Origin of the sequence: Tsukamurella paurometabola, from assembly GCF_900631615.1 — a bacterium.
Lineage (GTDB): Bacteria > Actinomycetota > Actinomycetes > Mycobacteriales > Mycobacteriaceae > Tsukamurella > Tsukamurella paurometabola_A.
On sequence record NZ_LR131273.1, the window covers coordinates 3,251,602 to 3,265,035 of the forward strand.

Below are 13,434 nucleotides of genomic sequence, written 5' to 3' on the forward strand. Positions count from 1 at the left end.
GGTGCGTGACCTCCGCGTGCGGGAGGGTGTCCCGCCGGGAGTCGCGTACGCAGGGGCCGGCGGACCGCTGGGTACTTCCCGCGTGCCGCGCACGCCGACGCGGCGGAGACCGCCGGCCCGGCGCGGCGGAGACCGCCGGCGTCGGACCCGGAAACGACTGCGGCCCCTCCCCGGGGTGGGGGAGGGGCCGCAGTGGCTTCGTCAGGACTACTCGACGTCGATCTTGCCGCCGTTGTCCTGGACCTTCTTCAGCGCCTCGAGCGCCTTGAGCTCGTTCTCGTGATCGCGCTCGGCGTTCTCACGCTGCTCGTCGGCCGGGTCGGCCCGCAGGAACGAGCCCGTACCGGGCTTGCCGGCGGCGCCGAGCTGGTTGGCCTTGGTCGGGACGACCGCGCCCTCGTAGGGGAGCGGCACGGCGTGACCGTGATCGTCGACCGGGCCGAGCGGCTGGTGGAGCTCGATGAACTCGCCGTTCGGGCGGCGCACGATGACGCCGGTCTCGATGCCGTGCTCCAGCACAGCGCGGTCCGCGCGCTGCAGGCCGATGCAGAACCGGTAGGTCAGCCAGTAGGCGACCGGCGGCACGATGACCAGGCCGATGCGGAAGAGCCACGTGGTCGCGTTCAGCGAGATGTGGAACTTCAGCGCGATGATGTCGTTCACGCAGGCCAGCGTCAGCAGGATGTAGAACGACAGGGCCATGGCGCCGATCGCGGTGCGCACCGGCACGTCGCGGGGACGCTGCAGGATGTTGTGGTGCGCATCGTCGCCGGTGAGCTTCTTCTCGACCCAGGGGTACACGAACATCAGGCCGATGATGACGCCGACGATCGCCGCGACGAAGGCCGCACCCGGAACCGTGTGGCCCCAGAAGTACAGCTCCCACGCCGGCCACAGACGGGCCAGGCCGTCCGTCCACATCATGTAGATGTCGGGCTGGGAACCCGCGGAGACCTTCGCCGGATCGTACGGGCCGATCGTCCACACCGGGTTGATCGTGAAGATGCCCGCCATGAGGGCGAGGATGCCGAAGGTGGCCGCGAAGTAGGCGCCGGTCTTGACCGCGAAGACGGGGAGGATGCGGACACCCACCACGTTCTCCTCGGTGCGGCCGGGGCCCGCGAACTGAGTGTGCTTCTGGTACCAGACGAGGGCGAGGTGGCCCGCGATGAGCGCCAGGATGATGCCCGGGAACAGCAGGATGTGCAGCACGTACAGGCGCGGGATGAGCAGCTCGCCGGGGAAGTCACCGCCGAACAGCGCCCAGTGGACCCAGGTGCCGATCACGGGGAGACCCACGACGATGCCCGACATCGCGGCGCGGACGCCGGTGCCCGAGAGCAGGTCGTCCGGGATCGAGTAGCCGAAGAAGCCCTCGAACATCGCGAGCAGGAGCAGCGCGCAGCCGATGACCCAGTTGGCCTCACGCGGGCGGCGGAACGCACCGGTGAAGAAGATGCGGGCCATGTGGATGATGATCGACGCGGCGAACATCAGGGCAGCCCAGTGGTGGATCTGCCGGACGAACAGGCCGCCGCGCACCTCGAACGAGATGTCCAGGGTGGTGGCGTAGGCGCGCGACATCGCGACGCCGTGGAGGGGCTCGTAGGCGCCCTCGTAGTGGACCTCCGACAGCGACGGGTCGAAGAACAGCGTGAGGTACACGCCCGACAGCAGCAGGATCACGAAGCTGTACAGCGCGATCTCACCCAGCATGAACGACCAGTGCGTGGGGAAGACCTTGTTGATCTGGCGACGGATGCCGGGCGCGAAGTGGTACCGCGAATCCAGATCGTTGGCCTGGTGGCCGATCCGATCTCCGAAGGATGTCATCAGTGCGTCGCCTCCCAGAAGGCCGGTCCGACCTGTTCGATGAAGTCGCCGTTGGCGACCATGTAGCCCTGCTCGTTGACCGAGATCGGCAGCTGCGCGAGCGCGCGGGCGGCGGGGCCGAAGACCGGCTTGCCGTACTCGAGCGCGTTGAACTGCGACTGGTGGCAGGGGCAGAGGATGCGGTTGGTCTGCTGCTCGTACAGCGACGTGGGGCAGCCGAAGTGGCTGCAGACCTTGGTGTAGGCCCAGTAGTCGCCGTAGTTGAAGCTCTCCTGGCCCTTCCGCTTGACGGCGCGCACGGCGTCCTCGGGGCGGAGGCGGATCAGCATGACGGGGTTGCGGATGCCCTTGAGGCCGTGGAGCAGCTTGAGCCGCGACTCCTCGGTCTCACCGAAGCCGTCCGACGCACGCCACGGGAAGACCGTCATCATGCCGCCGGCGTCGAGGTCCTCGGCGCGCACGAGCTTGACCTTGTAGGGGTCGCCCACGTCGTTGCGGAGGAACACGGGCTCGTCGTTGAGCTCGCTCGAGAAGTCGTTCTCCAGCGAGTTCCAGTACGGCGACCAGCCGGTGTGCCACAGCGGCGAGGCCTCGCGCTTGGCCCACGGGTTCTTGATCAGGCCGCCGATGAAGCCGGCCGCGGCACCGAGGCCGAGCACGCCGACACCGAAGCCGGCCGAGGCGATGATCATCTTCCGGCGGGGGAGCGTGGAGGTCTCCAGCGCGTCCTTGAACAGCGCCGCCGTGGTGGTCTTGTCCAGCTTGGACGAGCCGCCGGCGTCGTGCCGCTGCTGGACCGCGATCTCCTCGGGGATGAACTTCTTCGTGAACTGCACGGTGCCCGCGAAGACGCAGAGCAGCGACAGGCCGAAGGTGATGCCCAGCATCGGGGTGTACAGCGTGTACCACCAGTAGTGGGCGTCGTCGATGCCCTGGTACTTCCACGGCCAGAACAGGAAGACACCGAGCAGTGCGGCGCCGAAGATGCCGGCGAGCACGAACCAGAGCGCGACGGTGCGCTCGGCGCGCTTCTCGGCGCGGGTGCCGGGCACGGGCCAGCGGGGCTCGCGGTAGACCAGCTCGACACCGTCGAGGTTGGTCCCGAGCTTCACCAGCTCATCGTGGGACAGGTTGTCCAGTTCGTCGTCCGACGGGACGTTGTTCAACGGCTTGGCGGTCAATTCCTGCTCCCAACCCACATCGCGGCTCCGACCACGGCGATCATCCCGGTGGCCCACATCACCATGCCCTCGGCCGCAGGACCGAAGCCGCCGATGGCGTGGCCGCCGGGGGACTGGGTCTCGCCGACGTTCTTGATGAAGCCGATGATGTTCTTCTTCTCTTCAGGCGACAGTGCACGGTCCGAGAACTTCGGCATGTTCTGCGGGCCCGTCAGCATCGCCGCGTAGATCTCCTGCTCGTTGGCGGGATCCAGCGTCGGCGCGAACTTGCCGCCGGACAGGGCGCCGCCCCGGCCGGTGAAGTTGTGGCAGGAGGCGCAGTTGAGGCGGAAGAGCTCGGCGCCGGCGCCGAGGTTCTTGCCGCGCAGTGACTCCTGCGCGATGACGCGGTTGCCGTTCTCGTCGCGCTTGATCGAACCGTCCGGGTTGTACTCCCACACGATCGACGGGCCGCCGCCGATGGACTGGATGTACGCGCCCATGGCGTCGATCTGCTTGGCGTCGAACTTGGCGGGCTTGCGCACGATCTGCGCCGAGTTGACGGTCGCGGGCATGCGGCCCGAGTGCACCTGGAAGTACACGGCCGAATCGCCGACACCGACCAGGCTCGGACCGCGGTCCTTCACGCCCTCGAGGCTGGCGCCGTGGCAGCTGATGCACGAGGTCTCGTACAGGCGCTTGCCGTTCTCGACCTGCGCGGCGTCGAAGTCGTCCGCGATCGCGACCTGCGGAGTGGGGCTGGCGATCGTGGCGACACCGCCCGCGGCGAGGAGGCCGCCGACCAGCAGCGTCGCGCTCGCGAGCTTGCGGCGGAGCTTGCGCTGCTTCCGGGCCTTCTGTGCCGAGGCGTTGGACGCGCGCCCGGCACCGTCGGGCTCGCCTCCCTCGCCGGCGGGCTCAAAGTTGGCTGAACTCATCTGCTATCCCTCTGTGATGGCGACTGAGATAAACGTCTTTAGCGAATGATGTAAATGACGGCGAAGAGGCCGATCCACACCACGTCGACGAAGTGCCAGTAGTAACTGACGACGATCGCCGAGGTCGCCTGGGCGGGCGTGAACTTGGAGGCGCGGCTGCGGGCCAGGATGAAGATGAAGGCCACGAGGCCGCCCATCACGTGCAGGCCGTGGAAGCCGGTGGCCATGTAGAACACCGAGCCGTAGACCGAGGAGCTGAGCGTGAGGCCCTCGCCGATCAGGGTCTTGTACTCGTTCAGCTGGCCCGCGATGAACGCGGCACCCATCAGCAGCGAGACGAAGTACCAGATGCGGAACTTGAAGACGTCGCCCTTCTCCGCGGCGAAGACGCCCAGCTGGCAGGTGACCGACGAGGCGATCAGCACGATGGTGGGCGGCAGGGCCGCCGCCAGGCTGATGTTCGTGTCGACGGGGGGCCATCCGTTCTCCCCAGCTCCGGCTCGTGCCACGAAGTACATGGCGAAGAGCCCGGCGAAGAACATGAGCTCGCTCGACAGCCAGACGATGGTCCCGACGCTGACCATGTTGGGCCGGTTGAGTGAGTGCACGCGCTGGGTGATGGCTGTAGCTGAGGTCGGTGCGGCGCTAGTCACTCCGCAAGTATGACCGGTCGTAGTATCGAATGCCTACCCGGGTCGCAGATTGGGCGCGTCGAATGTCGCGGGCAGGCTCCACGCCCTCCGCTCGTACACTCGAAACACCACGTCAACGGCCCGATCGGCATCGGAAGATAAGGCGGACCTTGCCCTACGACCTCAACGGCAGACCCGAACAGCGGACCCGTCTGGGGCGTCTGCTCGGCCGCCTCTCCGCGCGCACCGTCGAAGAGTTAACGCCCGGGCACCCCGGTTTGGTTCCCGTGGCCGAGTCGGGCGACGACGCGGCCGCCTCGTCCTCCGTCCTCGACGCCGCGGAGGGCTTCGACCCGGAGGCGCAGAGCGTGCTGCGGCACGTCCTCCAACTGCCGCCCGGGGAGGTCGACGAGGTGCTGCGGCTCGTCGCGCAGGACCGGTACGAGCGGGTGGCCCCCGACGGTGCCGGGACGCCCGGCCCGGAGGGACTCGAGACCGTCGCCGTCGCACGGGTGCAGAAGGTGGACGCGCTGCACGTCTCCCAGGAGCGGTCGAGGATGGCCGGTGTGACCGCGCGGCACGGCGGGAGGGCCGTGTTGTGGCAGGTGCTCCAGATTCCCGCTTGACCGTCCCGATTACAGTTGCGGCCATGGATTGGCCGACGGTTCTCACCGAGCTCACCTCGCAGCGCGACCTCAGCGCGGAGCAGGCCCGGTGGGCGATGTCCGAGATCATGAGCGACGGGGCGACCCCGTCGCAGATCTCCGCCTTCGGCGTGGCGATGAAGATGAAGGGACCGTCGCCCGTCGAGGTCCGCGCCCTGGCCGATGTGATGCTCTCGCTGACCACCGCCGTGCCGTTCGCGGGGCGTGCGGTCGACATCGTCGGCACCGGTGGTGACCGCTCGCACTCGGTGAACATCTCCACGATGAGCTCGATCGTCGTGGCCGCGGCCGGGGTGCCCGTGCTTAAGCACGGGAACCGGGCGGCGTCGTCGAAGTCGGGCGGCGCCGATTGCCTCGAGGCGCTCGGGGTCGCGATCGGGCTGAACGCGGACGGGGTGGCCCGCACCACCGCCGAGTTGGGAATCGGCTTCTGCCTCGCCTCCGTCTTCCACTCGGGCCTGCGCTTCGCCGGCGCCACGCGCAAGGAGATCGGCATCCCGACCGTGTTCAACGTGCTCGGCCCGCTGACGAACCCCGGCCGTCCGTCCGCGGGTCTCATCGGCTGCGCGTTCGCCGACCTCGCGCCCGTCGTGGCGCAGGCCTTCGCGGACCGGGGCGGCCAGGATCACGTCATCGTCGTCCGCGGCGACGACGGCCTCGACGAGCTGACGACCACGTCGACGTCCACGGTGTGGCGCGTCCAGGAGGAGGGCGTCGGCGTCGAGTCCGTCGACCCGCGCGAATTGGGCCTGGCCCGCGTGGGGATGGAGGACCTGCGGGGTGGTGACGCCTCGGTGAACGCCGCGATCGCCCGGGCCTTCCTCGCCGGCGAGACCGGTCCGGTCCGGGACGCCGTCCTGCTGAACTCGGCCGGCGCCGTCGCCGCCTACGAGGGGCTCACAGCGGGGGAGTCGGTGCAGGACGCACTGGCGGCGCGTCTGCCGCGCGTCGCCGAGGCGGTCGACTCGGGCGCGGCGGCCGCGTTGCTCGACCGCTGGGTCGCCCTGTCGCAGGAGATCGCGGGATCGTGAGCGAGCCGGGGCTGGACCGGATGCGTGCGGACGCGGCCGCCCGGGGGCTGACGGTGACCGTTCGCGCGCGCCCGGCGGCGCGGAGCCTGGAGGAGGCGGCGGCGCTGATGGACCTGCCGCCGTCGCAGCTGGTGAAGTCGCTCGTGGTGCGGCGCGGCGAGGGTTCGTACCTGTTCGCGCTGGTCCCCGGCGATCGGTCGATCGCGTGGCCCAAGCTGCGCGCCGTCGTCGGCGTGAACCGGCTCGCGATGCCGCCCGCGGACGAGGCGCTCGAGGCCACCGGGTACGAGCGCGGCACGATCACGCCCGTCGGGGCGCGCGGCGACTGGCCGGTCTACGTCGACGAGCGGATCCCCGGGGCGACGGTGGCCCTCGGCGCCGGCGCGCACGGACACAGTGCGATCGTCGACGCGGACGCGCTCATCGCGGCGTACGACGCGACGGTCGCCGACATCTCCGACTAGGCACACAATGAACAGAACGCGCAAAAGATTCCATTTCGTGGAATCAGGCGTTCCACGCGCCTAATCTTGGCGGCGTGAGTAAGCGCACCGTCTCCCCGCAGATCGCCCGTTCCTGGCTGCTCGTTCCGGCCTCCCACCCCGAGTCGTTCGCCGTGGCGCAGGCCAGCGAGGCCGACGCGGTCATCATCGACCTCGAGGACGCCGTCGCCGCGAAGGACAAGGAGCAGGCCCGGGCGGACACCGTCGAATGGCTGTCGACGGGCCACCGCGCCTGGGTACGCATCAACGACGCGGCGAGCGAGTACTGGAGCGCCGACTGCGCCGCGCTCAAGCAGTGTGAGGGCCTCGAGGGGGTCATGCTCGCGAAGTCCGAGGGATCGAGTCATCTCGACGACACCGCCGACCGGCTGCCCGACGGCACCCGGATCCTCGCGCTCGTCGAGACCGCCCGCGGGATGCAGAACGTCGAGCGGATCGCGTCGGCCCCGTCGACGTTCCGGATCGCCTTCGGCACGGGCGACTTCAAGCGCGACACCGCCGTCGGCGAGGATCCGATCGCCCTGGCCTACGCGCGGTCGCAGCTGGTCATCGCATCGCGCGCGGCCCGGCTGCCCGCGCCGATCGACGGCCCGACGCTGAACATCGCGCACCTGCCCACCGGGACGGCGCTGGCGAAGGAGATGGGCATGTCCGGGAAGCTGTGCCTGACGCCGGAGCACGCCGGCGTCATCAACGCCGGCCTCAGCCCGAGCGAGTCGGAGGTGGCCTGGGCGCACGGCTTCATCGACGCCTTCGAGAAGTCGGGCGGCAAGATCACCGACGGCTCCGATCTGCCGCGCCTCGCCCGGGCTCAGAAGATCGTGCAGCAGGCCGTCGACTTCGGCATCGAGGTCGAGGCCGCGGAGGTCAGCCACAGCGGCTACTGAGGCTCAATTGAAGTCGATGTTTGGCGATAGAAGTGGCCGTAATACCCCCGGAGGTGAGGTGTCCTTGGGGAACGCGGCCTGCGACTAATCTCCTCGCGAAGCGCGTGGGATCGCCGAAGATGATTGCGCCTGACTTGCCGTCACAGTCAGACTATTGAGGAAGATCGGAAGATCGATGTTCTTGCTGTCTTGAGCGTTGTAGTCATCGACGTCGATCACCCCTGGACTGTGGAGGTCCGCAAGTAAGCTGAAACCCCGACGCGGGACATTGCGACGGTCGCTGAATAGGGAGTAGGTGACCTCGGTGCCATTAATCACGACAACCACCGATCGGGCATTGTGGTCGCGGAGTGCTCGCGCTGATTCGACGCTGGGCCACGACCTCTCGCGCTTGTTCAGTTCGGGCTGGAAATATGCGATAAGGACGTTTTCCACGACGCGGACCATCGCTGACGTCTGCCGCCGACCGTCGCTCGATGTGAAATCAAGGAGTTTCTCGAGATCTGGAACAGGGGAAGCGAGCTTTCCCTCGTTGGCAGGTCCGAATAGGGCAGAGGTGCTCGCAGAATGCATTGGTATGATTCTGATGTCGTGCCCTAGTGCCCCGAACTTGTCCATCAGGAGCGGTAGCTTGTCGTGCTCCTTTAGCCTGCCTGTGAGCGATCCCTCGCCGGATCCGTATGACATGCCTACGTAGGCGATCTTCCACTTAATGAGCTCGTGTAGCCTATCGAGGCTTGCGATGCCGGGAAGGTTGTCTCGGAGTACTTGAGATAACACTTCGTGTGAATGAAACCATACTTCGTTCTGGATGAGTCGCTGGCCGCCGTTGTCGACGGTAAGCTCAATTGAAGACTTAGGTACTTTGAGTTCGATTTCAGAGAACCCGTCAAATGGTCCACGGGCAAAGAATTCTACCGCATCTCCAAGGTCCTTAGCGCGAATCGCTGGCCTGTGTGCGAGAATGTAGAAGTGCGACTGGCTGACGATCTGTCGAATGCTGGAATTTGTTTGAATTTGCGTCGCTGAAAATATCCCGTTGGGGCGCAACTCAACCACTATTGCGGTCTCTAGTGGGGACACTGAAGATGAGTTCGAGTGGCGCTTCTCATGAGGCTTTCGCATGGCTCATTGTTGCGCACAAGGCTGGGTTTCGCTACCGCAACGTCTTGATCGGCGGGAATGCGGCAAAGGTGGTGCTGACCGGACGTCGACCTTGAATATCTAGTTCCCGATGTCGAACCCCGCGTCGACGTCCGCCGAGGCGTACTCGCGGAAGGCGATGTGGGTGGAGGTGCTCGCGACACCGTCGATCCGGTTGATCCGCTCGGTGACCACGTCGGCGATCTGATCGTGCTCGCGCACGCGCACCTTCGCGATGAGGTCGATGTCGCCGGCGCACGAGTACACCTCGGAGACGCCCTCGATGTTCGCGACGGCCTGCGCGGTCTCGGGGATGCGGTGCACGTCGGCGTGGATGAGGACGATCGCGGTGATCACTGCGGGGCCTTCCGGTCGAGCTGGCGCTGGCGCTCACGCGGCGTGCGTGGCCCCCTCACTGTATTGCCTGGCGGGTCCGCGGGGATGCGCCGCCGCCGACCGGGCCTCCCGTCCCGCCTCGGACGCCCGGCCGGCCCACTCGAGCCAGCGCCCCGCGCCCGCGGTCGGCTCGCCCCACATCCCCTGCACGTCGACGATGCGGGTGCCCGGCCGCAGGGCCCAGCGGCGCAGGAGCGCTGCCTCCTCCGGGCTGGCGCCGTGCAGGGTGTCGGCGGGGAAGAGCGTGTCGGGCACGTCCGGCGCGGCGTCCGCGCCCCCGTCGGCCTCGTACACCGACTCGGCGCCCGCGCGCAGCCGGTCGAACACGGGCATCGGCGGGACACCGCGCGGCGCCACGCCCGCCGCCGCGAGCCGGCCGTGCCGGACGATCGACAGCTCCCAGCCGCCCGCACCGTCCGGGTGGGCGATCGAGAGCTCGGGAACGTCCGCGAACGCGACCAGCGCATGCGAGCGGGCCACCGCGTCGACGAGGCGGGCGGTTCGGTCGCGCAACCGGGCCGCCGATTCGAAGAACTCCCGTTCCGCGAGTGCCGCCAGGCGCGCCTCCAGCGCCGCGAAGACCTCCGATGAGCGACCGGTGAGGGCCGCAGCCGCCCGGTCGGCCCGGGGTCGGTACAGCGCCGCCGGCTCGGGTGCCGCGACGGAGGCCTGGCACCCGCCGAGGGGGCGCGCACCGTCGGGGCCCAGGGCGCACGTGTGGAGCGCCCCGGCCCGCAGACGGGTGGTGCACGTGCGGAGGCCGCACGCCTCGGCGAGCAACTCCGCGAGGTCCGCCGCGTCGGACCGCGAGCGCACCGGCCCGATGCACGCGGCTCCCGCCGGCGCGGAGCGCTTCACGGCGAGCCGGGGGAAGGCCTCGGCCGTGAGGCAGATCCACCAGCCGCGCTTGGGGTACTTCGACCGGCGGTTGTACGGGGGAGTGTGCGCGGCGATGAGGCGCAGCTCCCGCGCCGCCGCCTCGAGGGCGTGCGCGCACTCCACGTGATCCACGCGCTCCGCGAGGCCCACCATCTCCTTGATCCGGCCTCGCGTCTCGCCCGAGGTGAAGTAGCTGCGCACCCGGCGGCGCAGGTTCCCCGACGTGCCCACGTAGAGCACCTCGTTCCCCGGCCCGCGGAACAGGTACACGCCCGGACGTTCCGGCAGCGGGTCTGCGAGGTGGCGCTTGGCCCGCTGCTGCGGCGTCACGGACGGGAGGTGCCCGCGCAGTTCCCCGAGCGTGTGGATGCCCAGGTTGCCGACGCGGCCGATCAGCCCGTGCAGGACCTCGACGGTGGCCCGCGCATCGTCGAGCGCGCGGTGCGTGGGCGTGGTCTCGGTGCGGAACAGGCGCGCGAGCTCGCTCAGCTTGACGGACGGTGCCTCGTCCCGCGTCAGCACGCGCCGGGCGAGCTGGACCGTGCACAGTGACGCGGGCTTCGGCCAGGGGGTGCCGGTCGCGGCGGCCGCCGCCTTGAGGAAGCCGAGATCGAACCGGGCGTTGTGCGCGACGAGGACGGCGCCGTGCGCGAACTCGAGGAAGGACGGGAGGACGGACTCGATCCGGGGCGCTCCCGTGACCATCGCGGTGGTGATGCCGGTGAGGTGGGTGATGTGCGGGGAGATCCCGCAGCCGGGATCGACCAGCGTGGCGAACTCACCCAGGACCTCGCCGCCGCGCACCTTGACCGCGCCGATCTCGGTGATGGCGTCCCCTCCGCGCGGGGACCCGCCGGTGGTCTCCAGATCGACCACCACGAAGGTCACTTCGCGCAGCGGCGGGTCGACGGTGCCCGCCTCGCAATCGTCCAGGCTGAGCTGCATGCGCCGACCGTAGAACACCCCACCGACAGGTTCGCGGGGCCCGAACGCGCGCTCGAAAACTGTCGGTGGGCGGCGTTAGCGTCGCCGGCATCGAGACCCGACACCGAAGGGAAGCCGCCATGACACTGCACGTCGACTGCTCCACCTGCCCCGCCAAGCCCCGCGCGTGTGACGACTGCGCGGTGGGCTTCCTCCTCGGCCCGGTCGTCGTGGCAGCGCCGCCCGTGGGGGATCCGGCGGAGGGGGCCGGGCAGGCCCCGGTCACGACGGAACCCGGTCTGAGTGACGCGATCGCGGCCTTTGTGAGCGAGGGAATGTTGCCGCATCTGCGGGTTGTCCCTGACCAGGCGAAACGTGCCGGCTGAGGGGTGTCTCGGGGTAGCCCCGGGGTGTCTCCCCGGCGCGTCCGGCTAGACAGCTGCGTTTCCGTTTCGTAATCTTTCTGAGACCTTGCGGAGGAGCCCGGGGCGAAAGCCGTCCCGTCTCCCGAGGTCACCGCCTAAGAGGCCGCGGGCCTCGCCGGGGACCCACACGCGTTATCCGGGGTGAATCGCCGGAGGCTTCCGAGCCTCCGGGGTAGGGCATCTTCCTCGCCCGAACCCGTCAGCTAACTCGGTCGGCGGTCGGGAAGAAACTTAGGAGAATCGCTTCGTGGCGAAACACCGACTTCAGCCGCAGCCCAGCCGGGGTGCCACCGCCGCTCGCGGTGCGCTTGCAGCGGGCGCCGTGACCATCGGTACGTTCGCGGCCCCCACGGCCGCATTCGCAGCGCCCGCCCCCGCACCGGCGGCGCCGAACGCGAAGCCCGCCCCTGCGGTGCCGAATGCGAAGCCCGCACCCGTGGCCGGGAAGGCCAAGCCCGCGAAGCCGGGGGTCGCCTCCCGCACCACTGCTGCGCGGCCCACCGTCGTCAGCGACGTCGCCGTGGCGCCCAAGCCCGGCGTCACCACTGTCGCGGGCGCCCAGCCGGGCGGTGCCAAGGCCAAGGTCGTCCAGGCGGCCCTGTCGCGCACCGGCCTGCCGTACTCGTACGGATCCGCCGGCCCCAACTCGTTCGACTGCTCGGGCCTCGTCTACTGGTCCATGAAGCAGGCCGGCATCACCGTGCCGCGCGACAGCTACGGACAGCTCGGCGGCGGTCGTGCCATCGCGATCAAGGACCTGCAGCCCGGCGACATCGTGATCTACAACGGCGGCAGCCACGCCGCCCTGTACATCGGCAACGGCAAGGTCGTGCACTCGGTGAACTACGGCATCCCGGTCAAGGTGAGCCCGCTCAACGAGATGTCGGTCTACTCCGCCCGTCGTTACTGACGTAATCTGGTAGTGATTGCGTTCGCAATCGTGCTCCAGCTTGGAAGGACCTGCTCGGCCGTGTCTTCGACCTCCCCCTCCCGCTCCCTGGTGCTGCGCGGTTCCGCCGCGTCCGCAGCGCTCGCCCTGGTGGCCGGGCTGACCGTTGTCGGTAGTGCGACCGCGGACCCCGACACCGCCGACGCCGCGCTCAAACAGTACGAAGCGCTGTCGGAGCAGGCCTCCGGAACGAACGAGGCCGCCAAGGCCGCGCAGGAGGACGCCGAGAAGGCCACCGCCGCCAAGCGTGCCGCCGATGCCACGCTCGTGGCCGCCAAGCGCGAGGTCGCCGCCGTGCAGGCCCGGAAGGCGGCGCTGCAGCCCCAGATCGACGCGGTCGTCGTGGCCAACTACAAGGGCTCGCGCACGAACCGCACCTACGCGCTCCTCGTCAGCGACTCGCCGCAGCAGATGCTCGACCAGATGTCGACGCTCGACTTCGTCAACCGCGACGTCGTCGCCACCGTCGACGCCTACAAGAAGTCGAAGGCCGCCGCCGACTCCGCGGCCACCCGCGCCGCCGAGGCCGCCAAGTCGGCCGAGGACACCCGTGCCGAGGCCGAGCGCAAGGCCTCCGATCTGCGGCAGAAGAAGGCACGCCTGGCTCAGGAGATCGCGCGGATCAAGGCCATCTACGACCGGCTCACCGGTGCCCAGCGGCAGACCCTCATCGGCCCGCCCACGCCGTTCGATCCCAGCAAGGTGCCGCCGGGGAGCACCGCAGAGCTCGCCGCCGTACGAGCGGCATTGACCCGTGTGGGCATGCCGTACGCGTGGGGCGGCACCGGGCCGGGCCAGTTCGACTGCTCGGGCCTGATGGTCTGGGCCTACCAGCAGTCCGGCAAGTCGCTGCCCCGCACCTCGCAGGCGCAGCTGAACGGCGGGCGTCCGGTCTCCCGCGGCGAGCTGCAGCCCGGCGACATCATCGTCTACTACCCGGGTGCCACGCACGTCGGCATGTACGTCGGCGACGGAAAGGTGGTGCACGCCTCCACCTTCGGTGTTCCGGTGCAGGTCGTCCCCGTCGACGCCGCAGGCCCGTACAACTCGGCGGTGCGCTTCTAGCTAG

General features: G+C 69.1%; 14 protein-coding genes and 1 riboswitch. Of the genes, 7 read left to right on the forward strand and 7 right to left on the reverse strand.

Going from position 1 to position 13,434, the window contains the following annotated elements; translation table 11 throughout:
* Positions 1 to 207: 207 nt before the first annotated feature.
* From qcrB to ctaE, 4 genes are read right to left on the reverse strand one after another with little or no spacing between them, the layout of a single operon-like run.
* Positions 208 to 1,833, reverse strand: coding sequence for a cytochrome bc1 complex cytochrome b subunit (gene qcrB / locus ELY19_RS16275; RefSeq protein ID WP_126197156.1), 1,626 nt, complete (start codon positions 1,831 to 1,833; stop codon positions 208 to 210).
* Positions 1,833 to 3,014 (reverse strand): cytochrome bc1 complex Rieske iron-sulfur subunit, encoded by a 1,182-nt coding sequence (qcrA, locus tag ELY19_RS16280; protein WP_227966888.1) that lies wholly within the window; start codon positions 3,012 to 3,014, stop codon positions 1,833 to 1,835. Before qcrA ends, qcrB begins: the two co-directional genes overlap by 1 nt.
* Positions 3,011 to 3,931 (reverse strand): cytochrome bc1 complex diheme cytochrome c subunit, encoded by a 921-nt coding sequence (qcrC, locus tag ELY19_RS16285; RefSeq protein ID WP_126197157.1) that lies wholly within the window; start codon positions 3,929 to 3,931, stop codon positions 3,011 to 3,013. The genes qcrA and qcrC overlap by 4 nt, the downstream gene beginning before the upstream one ends.
* A gap of 38 nt (positions 3,932 to 3,969) precedes the next feature.
* Positions 3,970 to 4,584 carry an aa3-type cytochrome oxidase subunit III gene (gene ctaE / locus ELY19_RS16290; protein ID WP_126197158.1) on the reverse strand — a complete coding sequence of 205 codons (615 nt, stop codon included), beginning with the start codon at positions 4,582 to 4,584 and terminating at the stop codon, positions 3,970 to 3,972.
* A gap of 149 nt (positions 4,585 to 4,733) precedes the next feature.
* Between ctaE and ELY19_RS16295 the strand changes: the two genes are divergently transcribed.
* The 4 genes from ELY19_RS16295 to ELY19_RS16310 all read left to right on the forward strand — a co-directional run bounded on the left by ELY19_RS16295 (position 4,734) and on the right by ELY19_RS16310 (position 7,649).
* A complete protein-coding gene (locus ELY19_RS16295; protein WP_227966890.1) occupies positions 4,734 to 5,189 on the forward strand; it encodes a hypothetical protein in 456 nt (151 codons plus the stop codon).
* A gap of 23 nt (positions 5,190 to 5,212) precedes the next feature.
* Entirely contained in the window at positions 5,213 to 6,259 is a 1,047-nt protein-coding gene (gene trpD / locus ELY19_RS16300) for an anthranilate phosphoribosyltransferase (protein WP_126197159.1), read from the forward strand.
* A complete protein-coding gene (locus ELY19_RS16305) occupies positions 6,256 to 6,723 on the forward strand; it encodes an aminoacyl-tRNA deacylase (protein WP_227966892.1) in 468 nt (155 codons plus the stop codon). Before trpD ends, ELY19_RS16305 begins: the two co-directional genes overlap by 4 nt.
* Positions 6,724 to 6,797: 74 nt before the next feature.
* On the forward strand, positions 6,798 to 7,649 hold the full coding sequence (locus ELY19_RS16310) for an HpcH/HpaI aldolase/citrate lyase family protein (protein ID WP_126197160.1): 852 nt from the start codon (positions 6,798 to 6,800) through the stop codon (positions 7,647 to 7,649).
* A gap of 84 nt (positions 7,650 to 7,733) precedes the next feature.
* On the opposite strand, the gene ELY19_RS16315 is transcribed toward ELY19_RS16310, so the two are convergent.
* The 3 genes from ELY19_RS16315 to ELY19_RS16325 all read right to left on the reverse strand — a co-directional run bounded on the left by ELY19_RS16315 (position 7,734) and on the right by ELY19_RS16325 (position 11,012).
* The gene (locus ELY19_RS16315; protein ID WP_164711625.1) at positions 7,734 to 8,708 is read right to left on the reverse strand and encodes a hypothetical protein; all 975 of its coding nucleotides are present in this window, start codon (positions 8,706 to 8,708) and stop codon (positions 7,734 to 7,736) included.
* A gap of 165 nt (positions 8,709 to 8,873) precedes the next feature.
* Positions 8,874 to 9,149: an Lrp/AsnC family transcriptional regulator gene (locus ELY19_RS16320; RefSeq protein ID WP_126197162.1), complete on the reverse strand. Its 276-nt coding sequence runs from the start codon at positions 9,147 to 9,149 to the stop codon at positions 8,874 to 8,876.
* A gap of 33 nt (positions 9,150 to 9,182) precedes the next feature.
* Positions 9,183 to 11,012, reverse strand: coding sequence for a DEDD exonuclease domain-containing protein (locus ELY19_RS16325; RefSeq protein ID WP_126197163.1), 1,830 nt, complete (start codon positions 11,010 to 11,012; stop codon positions 9,183 to 9,185).
* A gap of 119 nt (positions 11,013 to 11,131) precedes the next feature.
* Here ELY19_RS16325 and ELY19_RS16330 point away from each other — a divergent pair, with 119 nt between their 5' ends.
* The 3 genes from ELY19_RS16330 to ELY19_RS16340 all read left to right on the forward strand — a co-directional run bounded on the left by ELY19_RS16330 (position 11,132) and on the right by ELY19_RS16340 (position 13,430).
* Positions 11,132 to 11,377 (forward strand): hypothetical protein, encoded by a 246-nt coding sequence (locus tag ELY19_RS16330; RefSeq protein WP_126197164.1) that lies wholly within the window; start codon positions 11,132 to 11,134, stop codon positions 11,375 to 11,377.
* Positions 11,378 to 11,498: 121 nt separating this feature from the next.
* A riboswitch (cyclic di-AMP (ydaO/yuaA leader) is annotated at positions 11,499 to 11,649 on the forward strand.
* Positions 11,650 to 11,663: 14 nt separating this feature from the next.
* Complete coding sequence (locus tag ELY19_RS16335; protein ID WP_126197165.1) at positions 11,664 to 12,326, forward strand: C40 family peptidase; 663 nt, start codon at positions 11,664 to 11,666, stop codon at positions 12,324 to 12,326.
* Between the two features lie 60 nt (positions 12,327 to 12,386).
* A complete protein-coding gene (locus ELY19_RS16340) occupies positions 12,387 to 13,430 on the forward strand; it encodes an NlpC/P60 family protein (RefSeq protein WP_126197166.1) in 1,044 nt (347 codons plus the stop codon).
* The last annotated feature ends 4 nt before the right edge of the window (positions 13,431 to 13,434 follow it).